Consider the following 16,174-nt stretch of genomic DNA (forward strand, 5'->3'; position numbering starts at 1 on the left):
CTTGAGCAAAATCTTTGGTAAAATCATTCATGAAGGAGTTCTTCTTTCTGTATGTGTTTTTTTGTTCAAACCAATCATACGAGAAAGGAACTCCTTTTTCTAATGTTTAAAGAAATAAATTTAAGGAATCATTCATCCTTACACAAACTATTTTACAGTCTCGGCTTCTGTGCACGATGCTAAAGAAGCATTAGAATTAATACTAAATACAGATCTTAAGCAAAAATATATTTTGGGTGATGAAGGATATTTAGGAAAACAACTGTATGATAAGCTGAAAAAGCTGGGCTATACTCTTTGGACACCATACAGAAAAAATATGAAGGGAGCCAAAGAGCATAATGATCATGAATTAATGGCAATTAGAAGAACTATTGAAAGTGACTTTTCATTGTTAGCCTATTACAATGCAGAAAACAATCGGGCCAGAAGTCTGACAGGCTTTCAGGAACGGCTTGAAGTAGCAATTCTTGCTTCAAATATTGCTTATTGTCTAGAACGATTTAACTAGCATCACGCGTATTGATGTATTGAAAAAGCTGTTAGGTTTGTTATGCCTAACAGCTTTTTTAGCTATGAAGTAAAACATAAATAAATATTCCTAATAATCCTACTGCTAAGATTGTCAGAGTAAAATTAACTATCGATTTTGCTTTTTTGGATACATTGGCATGCATTTGAAATTGATAGGCTGCTGAACTAGCCCAATAAATTGGAATAATACTCCAAAAATTACCGTTTTTATGAGTTATTTTCTGAAGCCAAAAGCAAATTATCACTAGGATTAATGTGGCAAATAATATCTTCTTTATTTTATTCATAACATCATTCTAATTTTATTACTTCATCAAACCTGTCATTAAGATTATCATCTAAAACATGAGTAATGTACAAAATCGTTGTCTGTAAATCCAACAGTTTATTTTCAATTTTCTTCAAAGTAGTTTTATCAATTCCTGATGAAAATTCATCAGGAACTAAAATACTTTGGTCAATAATTTTATTGAAATCTATTTATTCAAAGTGACAGCATCAAGCGGAAATGCTCGGGGTATAGTTGAAAACAATAAAAATGTCTCTACTCCTGTTTATTCCAAAGTATTAGGTCAATCAAACCATCCAATGATTATGTGCATTCATTTTAAAGCAAAAATAAAAGTGCCAGACAATCATTCAGTTAAATTACTATCTAACACTAGATTTCTTTTAGTATAATCGCCTTAAGGAAACGGTAAATATTTATATTTATTTGGAAAATTATTATTTGAATGCAAAAGATAAGAAATTTTATAATTATTTGGATTTATAAATGGAGTAAAAATATGAGGATATGCTTCTTTAGCAGAAAAATGCATAACTATACCCCTTATATTTTCAGATTTACCATTTAAAAATGTAAGATAGGGTTTTATTGAATTTTCCATAGAAATTCTTTTTATTTTTTCTATTATACTTAAAGAAACATACGGGTCTTTCTTTTTATTTTCCTGCACACTAGCTTTATTTAAATAATTAAACTTTTTCAATATATATCTAGGAGTTAACCAATTTGAAAATATCATCGAATAAGACTCAATGCTTTGTAAATCAGTATACTTTAAGTGATAATCTAAAGTATTTAATAATTTATTTCTCTTCTTTATTTCATTATCTGAAACATAAAAAGGACTATTCCCCATCCCTTCTGCTAAAGCATTATTTATAGCTGTTAGCAAATTAAAATCCGTTCCCAAACCTACATTATATGAATTTCTATTTATACCCACAAAAAGAATAACATATATATCCTTTATTATTGAGATATCATTTATCATTAAATAAGAAAATTTAAATTTAGAATACGGCTTTAATTGATTGTGGATAACTCTCTTATTAATTTTTTTACCTGGCCATTCCCGTAAAAACGAATAAACCAAGCTTTGTCGTTCTATAAATTCAAAGAAAGCTTTCTTAATCGCATCTTCCACGTTAGTAAAGTAAGCTGTTCCACTTGAGTCAATAAAAGAATTAATATTATAATTCTCCGTATCTCTTAATAAATATACTTTCTGAGGATCAATAAAATTGATTTTATTATCAACGATGTTTAAAGCAGCAACTTTTTTTAACTTATTAGATGGATGTAATTCAATATACCTTTCTGTAAATTCACCCATTCCAGACTTTAAGCAATCAGATAAAGTAAGTTTATTAGCCACACCAAGTAAAGCGTTAAAAAAGCCATCAATTTTTATTGTACTTGTATCTTTTTCAAAAATAGAATTTGAAATTCTAAGATTTTTTATTAATTCTGACATAATTTTAAACTATTGGACAATCTACCTTATTTTTTACATCTTTTAAACTTATAAAATTAATTGAATTATTAGAAATTAATTTCAATAATTGAAATTTGGGGACAACGCAGGATATTAATTCATCACTAAAACACCTAGCAGTCAATAAAGGCTTGTTAAATAAGTCATCTGTAATTAATACTACGTACATGTGTTTAAATGTACAAGAAAGCAGTAACCCCAATTCATGAATATTTTTCGGATCATGACCGGAACACTTATTCCTCCTAACGTGACTTATTGAAGATAGCATATCCATATGCTGAATTTGTTCTGAATTCCACTTCCAATACAAAGTTTTATTATACTTTTTTGATAAACTAACATTAACTCTATCTATATTATTCTGAAACCACATCAAATTCAATTCTTCATATGCTTTTTGCTTAGCGATGTCCACGCTTTTTAAAGAGCTTCCTAACCCACAATGCCAATATTGATTTTCATCTTTATACGCAGCCAAAACAACATAATATGGAAAAAAGAAACTATTCAATAAAAAAATAGTTTTCCTATTATTGGGTTGCCAACCCATAGTAGATATGTTTTTAATATCATTCTTATACCACATTCTTAATAAGGCATTTTTTTCAATAAGTTCTCCAATTGAGTGTTCAATAGCACTAAACATATTTAAATGTGTAGCAGTGCCAGTTGAATCAGCCTGATAATTATAACCTATCTTATAACCCGAAACATATTTAATCTTGTTCGTTATTACATCATACGAAACATACTTTTTTGGAGGATTAGTCGTTGGAATAACTAAAGCATGTCGTTCGCAAGCTTCTGAAATAGCTTTAGCCAATGAGAAATTCGACTTTCTTGAAATAGCATTCCCCCCATTAGGACTGAGCATATTATTAACCAATATTGAATTAAAAGTAGCACGTGAATATATATAATCTTCTTTAAACAGATTATATGTTTGCGATGCGGAAATATAAAAATTTAACATGTTAATCTATTCTTCCTATCCACTGTATTATTTCTATAGGAGCATTTCTTTTATCTAAATCAGCTATAGTAGTTAACAATCTATTATTAAAATCTTGACAGCTAAATTCTCCCATATTTTGAGGTAAAGCAGTCTTTAATGCCTGTATCATTAATCCTATTTCAATTAATGCATTTTTGTAGCCAAGATATTGATACTTTCTAATACATTTTCTAAGATCAGCAGCATAACCAATAGCAATATTAGAATATGGCTTTTTTCTATTTGGATACAAGGCCATATTCAGTTTATTGCTTGAAATACCATTAAATGAATTCAGACGATAAATACAATTTTTTAAGGGATAAAAATAATATACTCCTCTTTTTAAGTCTTCAATGGCATTATCTTCAAGTACAAAGATTATCACATTAATCGGATATAGTCCTCCTCCTGATCCATAACCTCTAGTATTATTTTGTTCATCGTAACCATAAGCTTTATACATTAGTGAAGAGAAATCATCATAAGCAATTTTTTTATTTTTAAAAGATCTATAAGAACATTTTTTTCTATCCAAATTATTACTTTTTAAATTTATCTTCTCTTCAAAATTTTGAGGTATTCTGCTATTTCTTTCCGCATGTCTTAGCCAAGAAAGCATTTCATCATCTAGATAGCTTTTTTCATTTCCACATAATGCTGTAGACGAGCTTAACAAATCAAATTTGCTTACTTCTCTAAACGTAGTAATTGGAAAACTATTTCCCGTGTAATCAGGCCAATCAACCAAACTATCTTGCCAAGAAAACGAATCCTTATTATCTTTCAATTAACCCATCTCCCAAAATTCAGCAAAATCTTCCATTTTTTTATGCGTCTTCATATTTAACTCTTCCATCTTAAGTATTTCTTTAGTCATGTATAAATTAGTATCTTCATCTAAATCAAAAATAGTTAACACTCTTTCCAAAACTAAATTTGATATCATAATTAAATCTACCCAAGAAATTGGATAAATGAGTCCGAAATTAGGATCTTTTTCAAAAATAATGTCAACTAAATCTTGATAAGTATAACTTGTTTGATCTGAATATATTTTTGTTTGAATGTACTTTATATGATCAAAATGATCAGGTAATTCCAATTCAGGGTGATAAATATTATCCAAATAAAAATTAAAATTATAAAAATATCCCAATATTAGGAAATTATTATTAGAGATTTTTTTATATATTTTTCGAACTATTTCAGGATTATAAGGATTTAAAATAACTACTACTAAAGTATTTTTTAAATCAATATTTTTTAAGTTTCGTAATAATATAGTCTGATCGAAATAATGATTGTTAAAAAAATTATAAATTTTTTTGCTATTAGTAACTAACAGTGTAGATTGTAGATTAAAATTTAGATTCTTTAACGGTAATAGTATTTCATTCTCTTGAAGATATTTAACGATATCATCAAAAATATCTTCATATTTTTCTTTTAATTGAAGTAATATATCAGCAGTGATATATCTTCTGTACATAATTTTTTTCAAAAAATGTACTAATTTAATATTTTTAATAATATTAATACGCTCTGTTGTTTGTAGCACCCATGATTGATTATCTAATTCATATATAGCGAACTGAGCAACTCTGTATGTAATATTCTTATTCATATCCTTTATTTTCCTTTCTCATTTCTTGAGTTAAATTAAGAAATGCCTCTTCAGGCGTTGCACCATATTTTTTAGTCAACTGAGCATAACTACCAGAAAAAATAAATCTGTGGGCCGATAAATACTTTAAAGTACAATTAATATTTTTAAATGGTAAAATTTCATGTGAAGTAATAATAACCGGTACTTTTCGTCCAAGTTCTTCCAATAACTTAATAATTTTAATTCGATTTTCTGGATCAACTCCAGAAAGTGGCTCGTCAAATAAATATAGTGATTTAGGCACCATTGCAGATGCATATGTAAACACTAGTTTTGCTTCGCCTCCAGATAAATCCCCCAGAGATTGGTTTAACAATGGATTAATATTTTCATCGAAAAAATTTTTTATTTTTATAATTTTATATTTTTCGAAGCTAGTAGTTTTCCCAAAACTTTTGTACATATCTATCATTTGTTTAACCTTAACATCTGAATAAAAGGGAGTAGATTGAAACATATACATGATTTCTTTAGTAGAGGGAATTCCATATAAAGAGCCTGAATCTATTTTTTTTAATCCACTAATAACATCTAATAATGTGCTTTTTCCAACACCATTTTTTCCCATTAAAACAATTAAATTATTACAAGAAATTTTTCCTGAAAAATTCTCAAAAACATTATTTTTAGAATAACCGGTCGTTATGTTTTTTAATTCAATCGTCAATTCTTAATCCCCCTATTTTGTAGATCAAAAAACTGAAACCCAATAAATCCAACTAAACCAAATATTATACAATCGAATATTACATTAAAAAGAACGACAATATTAGGCCGTAATAACTCATGTAAAACGGAACTTACGAACATATAAGGATTAATTTCAGCTATAATTCTTAGAAAGTTGGGTATAGGAACATTAAATAAAAATAAAAGCCCTAATAATAATGCAGTTGCTAAAATAGACATATCTGATGCCCTTATTCTAAGCAAAAACAGAATATTGAATTCTAATGCAATAAAAGGAAATGAAATTAAAGTCATCAAAACAAAAGTGGCTAACAGTGTAAGAGAAAAGAACCTATATAATATCATTAATGCTATTATAAAAATTATGTTCTCTAATAAAACTATAGCTAATTGAACAAATAAATTTGCTAAATAGATAGCCCACCTACTACCGCTAGCATAATAATATGCTTTTATATACCCACTATTTCTAGTTGAAATAATAGACATAGTTACGCCATTTAAGGCTGTTGCTACAATAATATATGCAATCATTGGTAAACACACTTGTATAAAATCGTTGTTATTAGTAATTGTACCCGTTCCAGAATTGAGCAATTGATAAATTGCTGGGAATAAAAGTGTAAAAAGCAAGCTGATCTTATTATCAACAGCTAACTCAGCATAAAATCTTACAAAAGCTTTGGTTTTTAATATAAAACTCATAGTATTTATTAAAATAGTTGTCAGCCTTACAAGGCTGACAACTATTTTCCTCCTCTATTTACGTTTTCTTTTTCTTAACCCAGCTGCACCAGTTGATACTGAGACACAGCAAGCAACGACTACATGAAAACCACCGCCGCCGCCATGAGAACCACCATGACCACCACCATGATGGTGCACCATCTCAATTCCAAATAAGTTTTCACCATCATCCGCTGTTCTGTAAGAAAAACGAGTTTTATTACTTCTAGCACCACCTAATTGAGAATATTCTCTCTTAGAAACGTTAAAAGAATCTTTGTAACTACTTAAATTGATAGAATCATCCATGATTTTGTCTCCTTTCATATGTCTTAGATTAAAAATATAATAATTCTATCATGTAAGTTTGTCAAGTATTAATTATAATTTAATACAAGCTGCATATATCATATTTTTTACTAAATATGCGATATATGAAGAACTATCTATTGTCAAGAGCCTATCTTTCAATGCAAATCTAATAATGTAGTTGCATCTTTCTTCCAATTACCTCTCCACACACTTGCTATTCTTTATATGGACTAGTTCCATTACAACTAGCTTTTTGGTACTACTTGAATACTACTGAATTTTATCCTAATGAGAAAGAAATTCCGACCATCACTTATCATTACTTATGCATTAAACCACATCAAATTGGTATCCAGTCTTACAAGTAATAAATATACTGAATTTAGCCTATCAGAAGCATCTTACACTTAATAGATTTATCCTGATGAGCAATATATCAGCACACTACTTTTCAAAGTAGCCTAAAAATCATGGCATTATTCAATCTATGTCATACATGACGATTAACTGATTTAATGTAATACGCTTTAACATTCTTAAAAGAAAGATGTTTTTGAAAATACATTTAAGACTATGAATGAATTAGAGCAAACAATTTAAAGAACATATTCACTACCATAATCATAAAACAGTACTAAAAAACCATACTCCGATAGAATATCGAAAGATGGTAATAAAAATAATACATCTTACATTTTTGGTTCATATCATCATATCAAAAATGTAAGATATTCTTACTTAATCATTCTTATCTCCGTTCTCTTCTAGAAATCCAAGCCATAATCAATGGCAACAATACAAAGCCAAAGATCATCATCGCAATAGCGTACCAATTAACGCCAATAACTTGACCTGCATTATTAGCCACGCCAAATTGTGCCTTCCAGTTATATTCAACCAGCAAGAAGATAACTAAGATAATTGAAAGAATCGGTACAACTACATCAGTCCAAACATTCTTATCCGCATTAAGAATATCTTGTTTCTCAGTACCTTTACCGCGGTAGAACTGAATAACCGCAATTGGCACAACGATAAAACCCAAGAATCTAACCATCGCGCTTAAAGTAATCAAGTTGACCATATTGTATTCAAAGGCCATCGGAATCAAAATTGCCAAGCCAACCGAAATAAAGAAAGTTCTAATTGGAAAGTTATTCTTTGTTCTCTTCGTCAATGCTTGTGACATCTGACCCTCTCGAGCCATAGCTTCCAGAATACGTGGAGCATTAAAGCTGGAAGCTACGTTGATCCCAAACATTGAAACCAAGGCACCAACTAAGATCACATCACGTAAGATTTCATTATTAAAAATAGCCGCAATCGCTACAACTTGCTTAGTCGTCATTAAAGCGCGTGGATTAAGTACCATCGCTACCGCTACAACGCCGATATAGACAACCGCAATAATTAAGATTGCCAATGGAATTGCTCGTGGCAAGTTCTTTTCAGGGTTCTTCATATCTTCTGAACCAGAAGCTACTGATTCAAAGCCGGTAAAGGCATAGAAGGCTGAAACAATTGCCATGACAAAGGTAGTTGTAGTTAAAGTTGGCACAATTTTTTGATCATTCTGAGTCAATTGATCTACTTGTCCTAGGTTGCTTGATGCACCAGTAGTAATTAACAAAACCACCCCAGCAATAATAATTAACACCAATGCAGCCAACTTACCGATCGTGGCTAAATTCATTACATACTTAACTACTTTTTGACCAAACAAGTTGATCACGGTAATAATTGCCATCAAGATCAAAAAGCCAATTGTGACATTTATTGCCTTATTGGGATTTCCGCCAAAAATTGAAATAGTTGACTTAATTACCCCAACAGCCATTACGCCCCAAGCTACACTGGCTGAGAAGTAACGCAGAACTCCCATATAAAAGCCAATTTTTTTACCAAAAGCGGCCTTGGAATAAGCATAGGCAGCACCAGATTTAGTGACATACTTTGAAGCTGCCGCAAACGAAATGGCCAGAATCGCTGCGAAAATTGCCGCAATTAAATATACAACTAAGGCTTTACTACCGGCTTGTTGTACTACACTACCAGGTGTTAAGAAAATACCTGACCCAATAATGGCATTAATTGCTAATAGTACAATTGACCAAAAGCCTAATTTATCTCCTGTTTTTTCATTCATCTATTTGCTTCCTTACTTTGCATTATCAACAACAAACTTAAATAAGTTATTCATAAACGCTACATCGGAATTACGGTGCAACATTTCAGGGTGCCACTGCACGGCAATGACATTACCTTTTTTATTTTCTAGCCCTTCAACCACACCATCAGGAGCTGTTGCCACTGCTTTTAAATCTGGTGCAACGTCTTTAATTAATTGATGGTGGAAAGAATTAACGCGAAATTCAGTTTTACCCAAAATTTCAGCCAATTTACTATCAGCTTCCACTTCCATACTATGAGTAGGCAAAGTTGGCGTATGACCTTGCATGTGTTTCAAAGTAAGTTCTTTTCTGTATGAAAGATCTTGGTAAAGCGTACCGCCATGAGCCACATTAATAATTTGAGCACCACGACAAATGCCGAGTACCGGAATACCATTTTCTTCTGCTAACTTTAACAAGCGCATATCAAAATGATCGCGTTCAGGCCAAGTAGCACCAATCTTTTGCATTGGTTCTTCGCCATAAAAACGTGGATCAACATCATGCCCACCAGATAAGATCAAGCCTTGAACATGATTAAGCTGTTCACGAATTACCTCATCATTTTCAGTAAATGGAATAATGTAAGGCACACCGCCATTTTGAACTACTGAATCTACATAGTCTTCGTTCACATAACTACGATGATAACCAGGGAAAATTCCTCCATCGTCAATAATTACAGAACCTGAGATACCGATAATTGGTTTTGTCATTTATGCTCCTCCTTTTGCTTACTTTTTGTATGTAATATTATAGAGAATTTCTTTGAAAAAGTACAATATTAGATTTGAATTGAATACGATAATTTTTGAATATTTCTTATTCTAGTCCCTGCTCAAAGCGATACTGCCGTAATACATATTCCTTGAAAAACGGTAAAGTAAAGGCCACTTCACCATAATTAGTAGATTTGATAACTTGATCATCTAACAAGCGTCTACGATAGTTAGCAACAAAATTGCTTGGACGGTTTAACCTTTCATGAATTTCTTTAATTGAAACACAATGTTTTGGGCTCTGAGCCATAGCTAAAACAAATTTTCGGTCTTGCTTTGACAAACTACTAAGTACTTTGGTATAAACATTTTGCTTTAGCACCAATAAGTACTCTGATTTAATACATTCTAAAGTGTTTTGATCTATTACCTTACTTTTTTTAGCAGCTTTCAAAACTAAATAACCTAGCAACTGAAAGGCATATGAATAGCCCATTGTCATCAACGCCATTTTTTCAAGAATTTTTTTCGACACTTGATAACCTGATTCTTTAAAAACTTTACTATAGCTAGCTTCAACCTGTGAGAGATTCAATGCTGATAAAGCTATTCGCTTTCCACGTAGTAAGAATGAAGTTATATTTTCGTTTTTCAATTCAGAGATATTTTCAGAAAGACCAGCTATCATTAAGGCTATAGGATAACCCTGCCGATTTAATAATTGATAACATCTTGCAAAATCTTTCAACTCCTGACATAGTTTTACTTCGTCTAAGGTAATCAACACTTTAACGTCATTTTTTCTTACTTCATCAAACATGTTCGTTAAAATATCTTGATATGTTAACTTACTAATGTCTGTAGAAAGCGATAATCCAAAATTAGAGAAATTTAGTCCTTCAATAGATTTAAATGATTTTTTTAGTTTTGAATCTGCATTCAGATATAAGCTATTAATAAAAGAAGGCAACAACTTCATCCCCATGGCCAAATTAACAACAATCCAATCTGGATATGCACTAATCTTTCTGTCCATTGCTGTCAAAAAGACAGTTTTGCCTATTCCACGCATTCCATAAACAATCGAAATTGTATATGAACTATTTAAATTCTCTATTCCTTGAGACACATCAGCAATTAGTTTTTTTCGCTGCAAATACACTGCTGGAATTCGGCCAAAGCTAGGATTAAACGGATTATCCATATTTTGTCCCCAATCATTTTCTTATCAAAAAAGCAGCAGGCTTCTTACCTACTACTCAATTTTATTTATCTTTTTGATGCTTAACCACATAAATCAGTGCCGCAATAATCAACACTGCTGCACCAACTGCAACAGAAATTTGCGTTTCTGGATTAATAAACATAAAGATTACAATCACAACCAACATGATTAAAGCAAAATAGTTGGAATATGGATATAGTGGCAATTTAAACGGATGATTCTTCATCAAATCAGGGTTCTTTTTTCTAAAACGCAACTCTGCTAGTAAAATCACAAACCATGCAACCATCCCTGGCAAAACAGATGAACTATAAACAATAACAAAAACATTAGCTAGTGATTTATTCAAAAATTGTGCCAAAACATTAAGCATGAAACCAATAAAGATCCCACTAGTAATTCCAATGATCGCATGACTAGGCACGATTCTCTTAGATACGTGACCAAAAGTCTTAGGTGCTTCACCTTCGTGTGCCAATTTATACAACATTCGACTTGATGAATAAATTCCCGAGTTTGCACCGGACAAAGCTGCAGTCAAAACTACAAAGTTAATTACTGAAGCTGCCGCGGTAATTCCCACCTTGGCAAAGGTCGTTACAAACGGTGAGCCAATGCTATCTAATTTATTCCATGGATAAATTGTGACAATCACAAAAATTGCCCCAACATAAAAGATCAAAATCCGCCACAATACTGACTTCACGCTTTTAACAATGGCCTTATGCGGATCAGATACTTCACCAGCTGAAATCCCAATTAGCTCAATTCCTTCATAAGAACCAACAATAATGGCCATTGAGAAAAAGAAGCCCTTGAGACCACCAGTGAAGAAGCCGCCATGACTCCACAAGTTAGAAAAGCCTACTGGATGACCGCCATTACCAAAGCCAAATAGAATTACCGCAAAGCCAAGCAAAATCATTAAGATAATCGTTACAACCTTGATCATGGCAAACCAGAATTCCAAGGTTGCATAAGCTTTCGCACTAGCTAAGTTAGCCACCAGCAAAAATAAAATAATAATTACGCCGGCAGCCCAATCAGAGGTGCCTTTCCACCAAAAGCGCAAATACTCTGTTGTTGCCACCACCTCAGAAATTCCGACAACAATGTATTGAAACACGTTTGCCCATTCGGCTAAATAGCCGGCAATTGGATGCACATGCTCTGAAGCATAGTCTGCAAAAGAACCAGTACCTGGATCAACATAAAGCATCTCACCTAATGCCCGCATTACGATATACAAAATAACCCCAACAAAAATATAAGCTAGCAGTACTGAAGGACCGGTCCACTTAATGGTTGAGCTAGCCCCCATGAATAGTCCAACACCAATTGCTCCTCCAAGTGAGATCATTTCCATCTGTCCGGCTGTCATCGACCGCTTTAATTCAGGTGCTTTCTTCGCCATTTCCAACTTCCTTTCTTTAGCATCTGTAAAAATTTCCTAGGAAATATATCTATTCTCATTTATCTTTAATCACTATACCTTATCATTTTTTCGAACAAAACTGTAGCTGATCGCTAAAAAGATTGCAAATAAAATCGAAATAATCAAAGCCAGCTGCGTTGATTTGATAAAGAATAATAAGATTAAAATACCAATGTAAAAGGCAAGCGTAAGCCAGCTAGTTACTGGGTAGCCCGGCATTTTAAAGCTGCCTAAATTCTGCTTATTCTGTTTGCGATAAACAATATGTGCTGCCATAATCATGATCCAAACAATCACAAAACAAATTGTTGAAACAGTTGAGACAACGGAGAATATTTCTGCTGGCATTAAATAGTTTAAGGCAACTACTACAAATAAAATTAATGAAGAGGTCATCAAAGCGTTCATTGGAATTGCTTTTTTGGTCAATTCACCTAGTCTTTTAGGTGCATGGCCGTTACGTGCTAATGAATAAAGTGATCGACTAGTTGAAAAGATTGCACTATTAGTCGCTGACATAGCTGCAGTCAAAACGACAAAATTTAAAATCCCTGCAGCCGCTGTAACACCGATGCCGGTAAAGACCTGGACAAAGGGACTTGAAGTAGTTGTAATGTGATTCCATGGATAAACAGACATAATTGCCAACATTGAGCCCACATAAAAAAGGCCGATTCTAACTGGCAAAGTGTTAATTGCCTTAGGAATATCCTTTTGCGGATTAGCTGTTTCACTAGCAGTTTGACCTACAATTTCTACCCCAACAAAGGCAAAAACAACCATTTGAAATGATAAAAGAAAGCCCCAAATCCCAGTTGGGAAAAAGCCACCATGATTAACTAAATTAGTTAGTGAAACATAACCGCCCTTTACATGCGTATGAAGTAACAACATTACAGCACCGGTAATGATTAAGACTACAATTGCCATTACCTTAATCATTGAGAACCAACTTTCCAGTTCACCAAATAATCCGACATTTACCATGTTAATCAACATCAATAAGATCACAATTACTAAAGGGCCAACCCATTGCGGTAGCCACGGAAACCAGTATCTTAAATAAATTCCTGTCGCAGTCAAATCAGCCATAGCTAAACTAAGCCAGCAAGCCCAGTACATCCAGCCCGCTACAAATTCGGCACGCTTACCTAAATATTTTTTGATTGATTCTAAAAATGAATGACTATCAGGATCGGCTAAAATAAGCTCTCCTAAAGCACGCATCATAAAAAAGGTGATAATCCCTACGATTAAGTACGACAAAATAATTGAAGGGCCAGCACTATGAATGGCTGAACCAGAACCTAAGAATAGGCCAGTACCAATGGCTCCCCCTATTGCAATCATTGTTACGTGACGACTCTTAAGCCCGCGTTTTAATCTCGGCTTCTCATCCATAATTACTCGCACCTTCCTCAAAATAAAAAATGGAGCGGCATGTTTTTTAAATGAAACATGTTGCTCCATCAAGTTTGCTTTTTTTGAATTATATAGTCTTATGCCAATTCATGCAATTATTTTTTATCTAAAAAAGATATTCCCTTAGGAATATCTTCATTATTAGTAAACTTTAAATTGGTTCAACGGCCAGTAACGTACTTTAACTACGCCAACGATACTACTACGCTTAATGGTTCCGATATAACGGCTATCCTTAGAAACGCTCCGGTGATCACCCATTACGAAATATGTTCCTTTCGGAATGCGCCCAGTATCCTGCACATATTTAATCTGCGCTCTAGTAAAGTATTGCTGGTAAGTCCGCGCCCGCATCAGTGACTGCATAGTAAAATTCTGAGTCTCAGAATAAAATGTATCTGAGCCATTATCAATTAACTTCGTTCCTTGTTTCAACCAAGGTTGAGCAATCTTTTTATTATTAATGTAGATTTGATTATTTTTGCTGACGATTTTTTCACCAGGCAAACCAATAACACGCTTAATGTACAAAGCACCTGGTTCATCTGGGGCTTTAACAATGACCACTTCACCACGTTTGATTTGTGCATGACGTTCCGCAATCAATCGATCACCATTTTGAAAGGTTGGTTGCATTGATGGACCAGACACCGTATCGTTGCTCAAAACGAAGTGGAAGAGCAACATATAAACGCCAAATAAAATACCCCAGATAATTAAGATATCTAGGAAAAACTTACCCCATGATTCTTTTTCTTCTTTTTTTTCAGTCATAATTTTCTCCATTTTGTCTTTTTTCACAGTTTACAACTTTATGAAGAAATTGCCAAATCAATAAAGCTAGAGCAACTGGGCTACTTAATTAGTCAACTCTAAAATTTGCCCATATTTTTGCTTATACTCGTCACTTAAATTATGCTCAATGTCGATTACAGTACCTTTGAAATCAACAATTAACTGAAATATAGTCTGCATACTTTGATGATCTAATCCCGACAAGGCCTCATCTAATAATAAAATTGTCTTCTTTCTTAATAATGCACGAGCTAATTCAATTTTACGCTTTTCACCTCCAGAAAGATGGACTCCATTCTCACCTAATCTAGTATCCAGTCCTTCTGTTGAGGCAAATTTATCCAATTCAACCTTTCGTAAGATTGCAATCATGTCTTCATCAGAGAAATCTTCGCCTAATGTCAAATTAAAGCGCAAACTTTTTGAAAAAATAAACGTATCTTGACTAATGATACCAACTTGATGCTTCAATTCATTATCATTTAACTTAGAATTAACTAGAATTTCTCCTGAAAAGAGTGGTATCTCATTTAATAAAGTTTTGAAAATTGTTGACTTTCCTACACCAGATGGTCCCTCAATCATCACATGACTATTACCTTTAACAGCAAAATTAATATCTTTTATCAATGCATGATCATACCCAAAACTAGCGTGATCAAATTCAAGTAAAAGATCCTTAGATAGATTTTGATAAGTTAAATTATTAATTTGTTGCTGCTTAGATTTATCAATCTCTGCTTCCAAAAGTGGAGTGGATGAATTAATCTGATTCAAGAACTGAACAGAACTCAAAATAGGACTCGTTACCCTATCGGCTGCCAAATATAGCGAAATAAAGGCACCAACTGTGATTTGACCATTCATAATAAACAACACACTAACTAATAGGGCAATAATTGTTGAAATCACATAAGTGGTATTTGATAATAAACGTGAAGTTTCTTGATGCAAGTTCATTTTAAAATACGCATTTTCTTCTTGCTTAAGCGAATGTGTAATTAGCTTTTGCATCTTAGCTGTAACGCCATAATTATTAATCAGATGAAAACCTTTAACTCCTTCCGAAACTTCTAAGTTGTACTTCTTATATTTAGCGGACCACTTCTTGGTTCCCTTTTCTAGCCATTTTTTAGTAAGCCTGGGAACAACCGTTGGTAAAAAACCACAAACAAGGTAAACCAATGCTACCCAAGAATTAATATAAAGAATATAGATTAAAGTGATCAATGCTTGCTCAAAGCAATAAATTACCATTACTACCGCATTGATAAACTGATTTTCAATTTGCTTTACATCTACATCTATAAAGGAAATTACTTTCGATTCATCGCGATTATCACTGGCAGTAATAAACTTATCATAAGCATCTGCACGCAATTTGGTATTAGCAACTTGAATAATTTTTAAATTAAAATATTGCCAAAACCAAAAAGCAATATTAGTAAATGTCATTGCCACAAAGAAAAGTGCAATAACTAACCAAACTCGATTAAATTGACGTTTTGTTAAAATATTCGTAAGAATTCCCATAACGGCGGGGGAAATAATGCCATCTAAGCCAGTAAAACCGCTAGCTATAACTAAGCCTAGCCACAAAGATGAGTGCCCTTTAAAAATATCTCGAAGATATATAAATTTTTGCTTCATAATTATTCCTCATTGAAGATCTTTTTTAATCATATTCAATACCGC

General features: G+C 32.6%; 14 protein-coding genes and 1 pseudogene. 1 reads left to right on the plus strand and 14 read right to left on the minus strand.

Annotation, left to right across the window (positions count from 1 at the left end; translation table 11 throughout):
• Positions 1-157 precede the first annotated feature (157 nt).
• Positions 158-511 (plus strand): annotated as a pseudogene (locus CP366_RS02760) (transposase); the annotation flags it as partial.
• 709 nt (positions 512-1,220) lie between these two features.
• Here CP366_RS02760 and CP366_RS02770 read toward each other — a convergent pair.
• From CP366_RS02770 to CP366_RS02835, 14 genes are all read right to left on the minus strand, one after another.
• Positions 1,221-2,297, minus strand: coding sequence for a YcaO-like family protein (locus tag CP366_RS02770; RefSeq protein ID WP_013087030.1), 1,077 nt, complete (start codon positions 2,295-2,297; stop codon positions 1,221-1,223).
• A 4-nt stretch (positions 2,298-2,301) separates the two neighbouring features.
• A complete protein-coding gene (locus tag CP366_RS02775; protein ID WP_013087031.1) occupies positions 2,302-3,294 on the minus strand; it encodes a hypothetical protein in 993 nt (330 codons plus the stop codon).
• 1 nt (position 3,295) lies between these two features.
• Positions 3,296-4,105 carry a hypothetical protein gene (locus tag CP366_RS02780; protein WP_089145711.1) on the minus strand — a complete coding sequence of 270 codons (810 nt, stop codon included), beginning with the start codon at positions 4,103-4,105 and terminating at the stop codon, positions 3,296-3,298.
• Complete coding sequence (locus tag CP366_RS02785; protein WP_089145712.1) at positions 4,106-4,942, minus strand: McbB family protein; 837 nt, start codon at positions 4,940-4,942, stop codon at positions 4,106-4,108.
• Positions 4,935-5,651 (minus strand): AAA family ATPase, encoded by a 717-nt coding sequence (locus tag CP366_RS02790; RefSeq protein WP_013087035.1) that lies wholly within the window; start codon positions 5,649-5,651, stop codon positions 4,935-4,937. Before CP366_RS02790 ends, CP366_RS02785 begins: the two co-directional genes overlap by 8 nt.
• Positions 5,648-6,379 (minus strand): hypothetical protein, encoded by a 732-nt coding sequence (locus CP366_RS02795; protein WP_013087036.1) that lies wholly within the window; start codon positions 6,377-6,379, stop codon positions 5,648-5,650. The genes CP366_RS02790 and CP366_RS02795 overlap by 4 nt, the downstream gene beginning before the upstream one ends.
• 54 nt (positions 6,380-6,433) lie before the next feature.
• Positions 6,434-6,709: a hypothetical protein gene (locus CP366_RS02800; protein WP_013087037.1), complete on the minus strand. Its 276-nt coding sequence runs from the start codon at positions 6,707-6,709 to the stop codon at positions 6,434-6,436.
• 751 nt (positions 6,710-7,460) lie between these two features.
• On the minus strand, positions 7,461-8,858 hold the full coding sequence (locus tag CP366_RS02805; RefSeq protein WP_089145713.1) for an APC family permease: 1,398 nt from the start codon (positions 8,856-8,858) through the stop codon (positions 7,461-7,463).
• 12 nt (positions 8,859-8,870) lie between these two features.
• Positions 8,871-9,599 carry a gamma-glutamyl-gamma-aminobutyrate hydrolase family protein gene (locus CP366_RS02810; protein ID WP_005723688.1) on the minus strand — a complete coding sequence of 243 codons (729 nt, stop codon included), beginning with the start codon at positions 9,597-9,599 and terminating at the stop codon, positions 8,871-8,873.
• A gap of 106 nt (positions 9,600-9,705) precedes the next feature.
• On the minus strand, positions 9,706-10,806 hold the full coding sequence (locus tag CP366_RS02815) for a hypothetical protein (RefSeq protein WP_057726674.1): 1,101 nt from the start codon (positions 10,804-10,806) through the stop codon (positions 9,706-9,708).
• A gap of 61 nt (positions 10,807-10,867) precedes the next feature.
• Positions 10,868-12,241 (minus strand): amino acid permease, encoded by a 1,374-nt coding sequence (locus CP366_RS02820; RefSeq protein ID WP_089145714.1) that lies wholly within the window; start codon positions 12,239-12,241, stop codon positions 10,868-10,870.
• 72 nt (positions 12,242-12,313) lie between these two features.
• On the minus strand, positions 12,314-13,663 hold the full coding sequence (locus CP366_RS02825) for an amino acid permease (protein ID WP_005721860.1): 1,350 nt from the start codon (positions 13,661-13,663) through the stop codon (positions 12,314-12,316).
• A gap of 162 nt (positions 13,664-13,825) precedes the next feature.
• A complete protein-coding gene (gene lepB, locus CP366_RS02830; protein WP_089145715.1) occupies positions 13,826-14,458 on the minus strand; it encodes a signal peptidase I in 633 nt (210 codons plus the stop codon).
• 84 nt (positions 14,459-14,542) lie between these two features.
• Positions 14,543-16,129 carry an ABC transporter ATP-binding protein gene (locus CP366_RS02835; RefSeq protein WP_089147887.1) on the minus strand — a complete coding sequence of 529 codons (1,587 nt, stop codon included), beginning with the start codon at positions 16,127-16,129 and terminating at the stop codon, positions 14,543-14,545.
• Between the last annotated feature and the right edge of the window lie 45 nt (positions 16,130-16,174).

The organism is Lactobacillus sp. UMNPBX15 (assembly GCF_002553785.1).
In the GTDB taxonomy this organism is placed as follows: domain Bacteria; phylum Bacillota; class Bacilli; order Lactobacillales; family Lactobacillaceae; genus Lactobacillus; species Lactobacillus crispatus.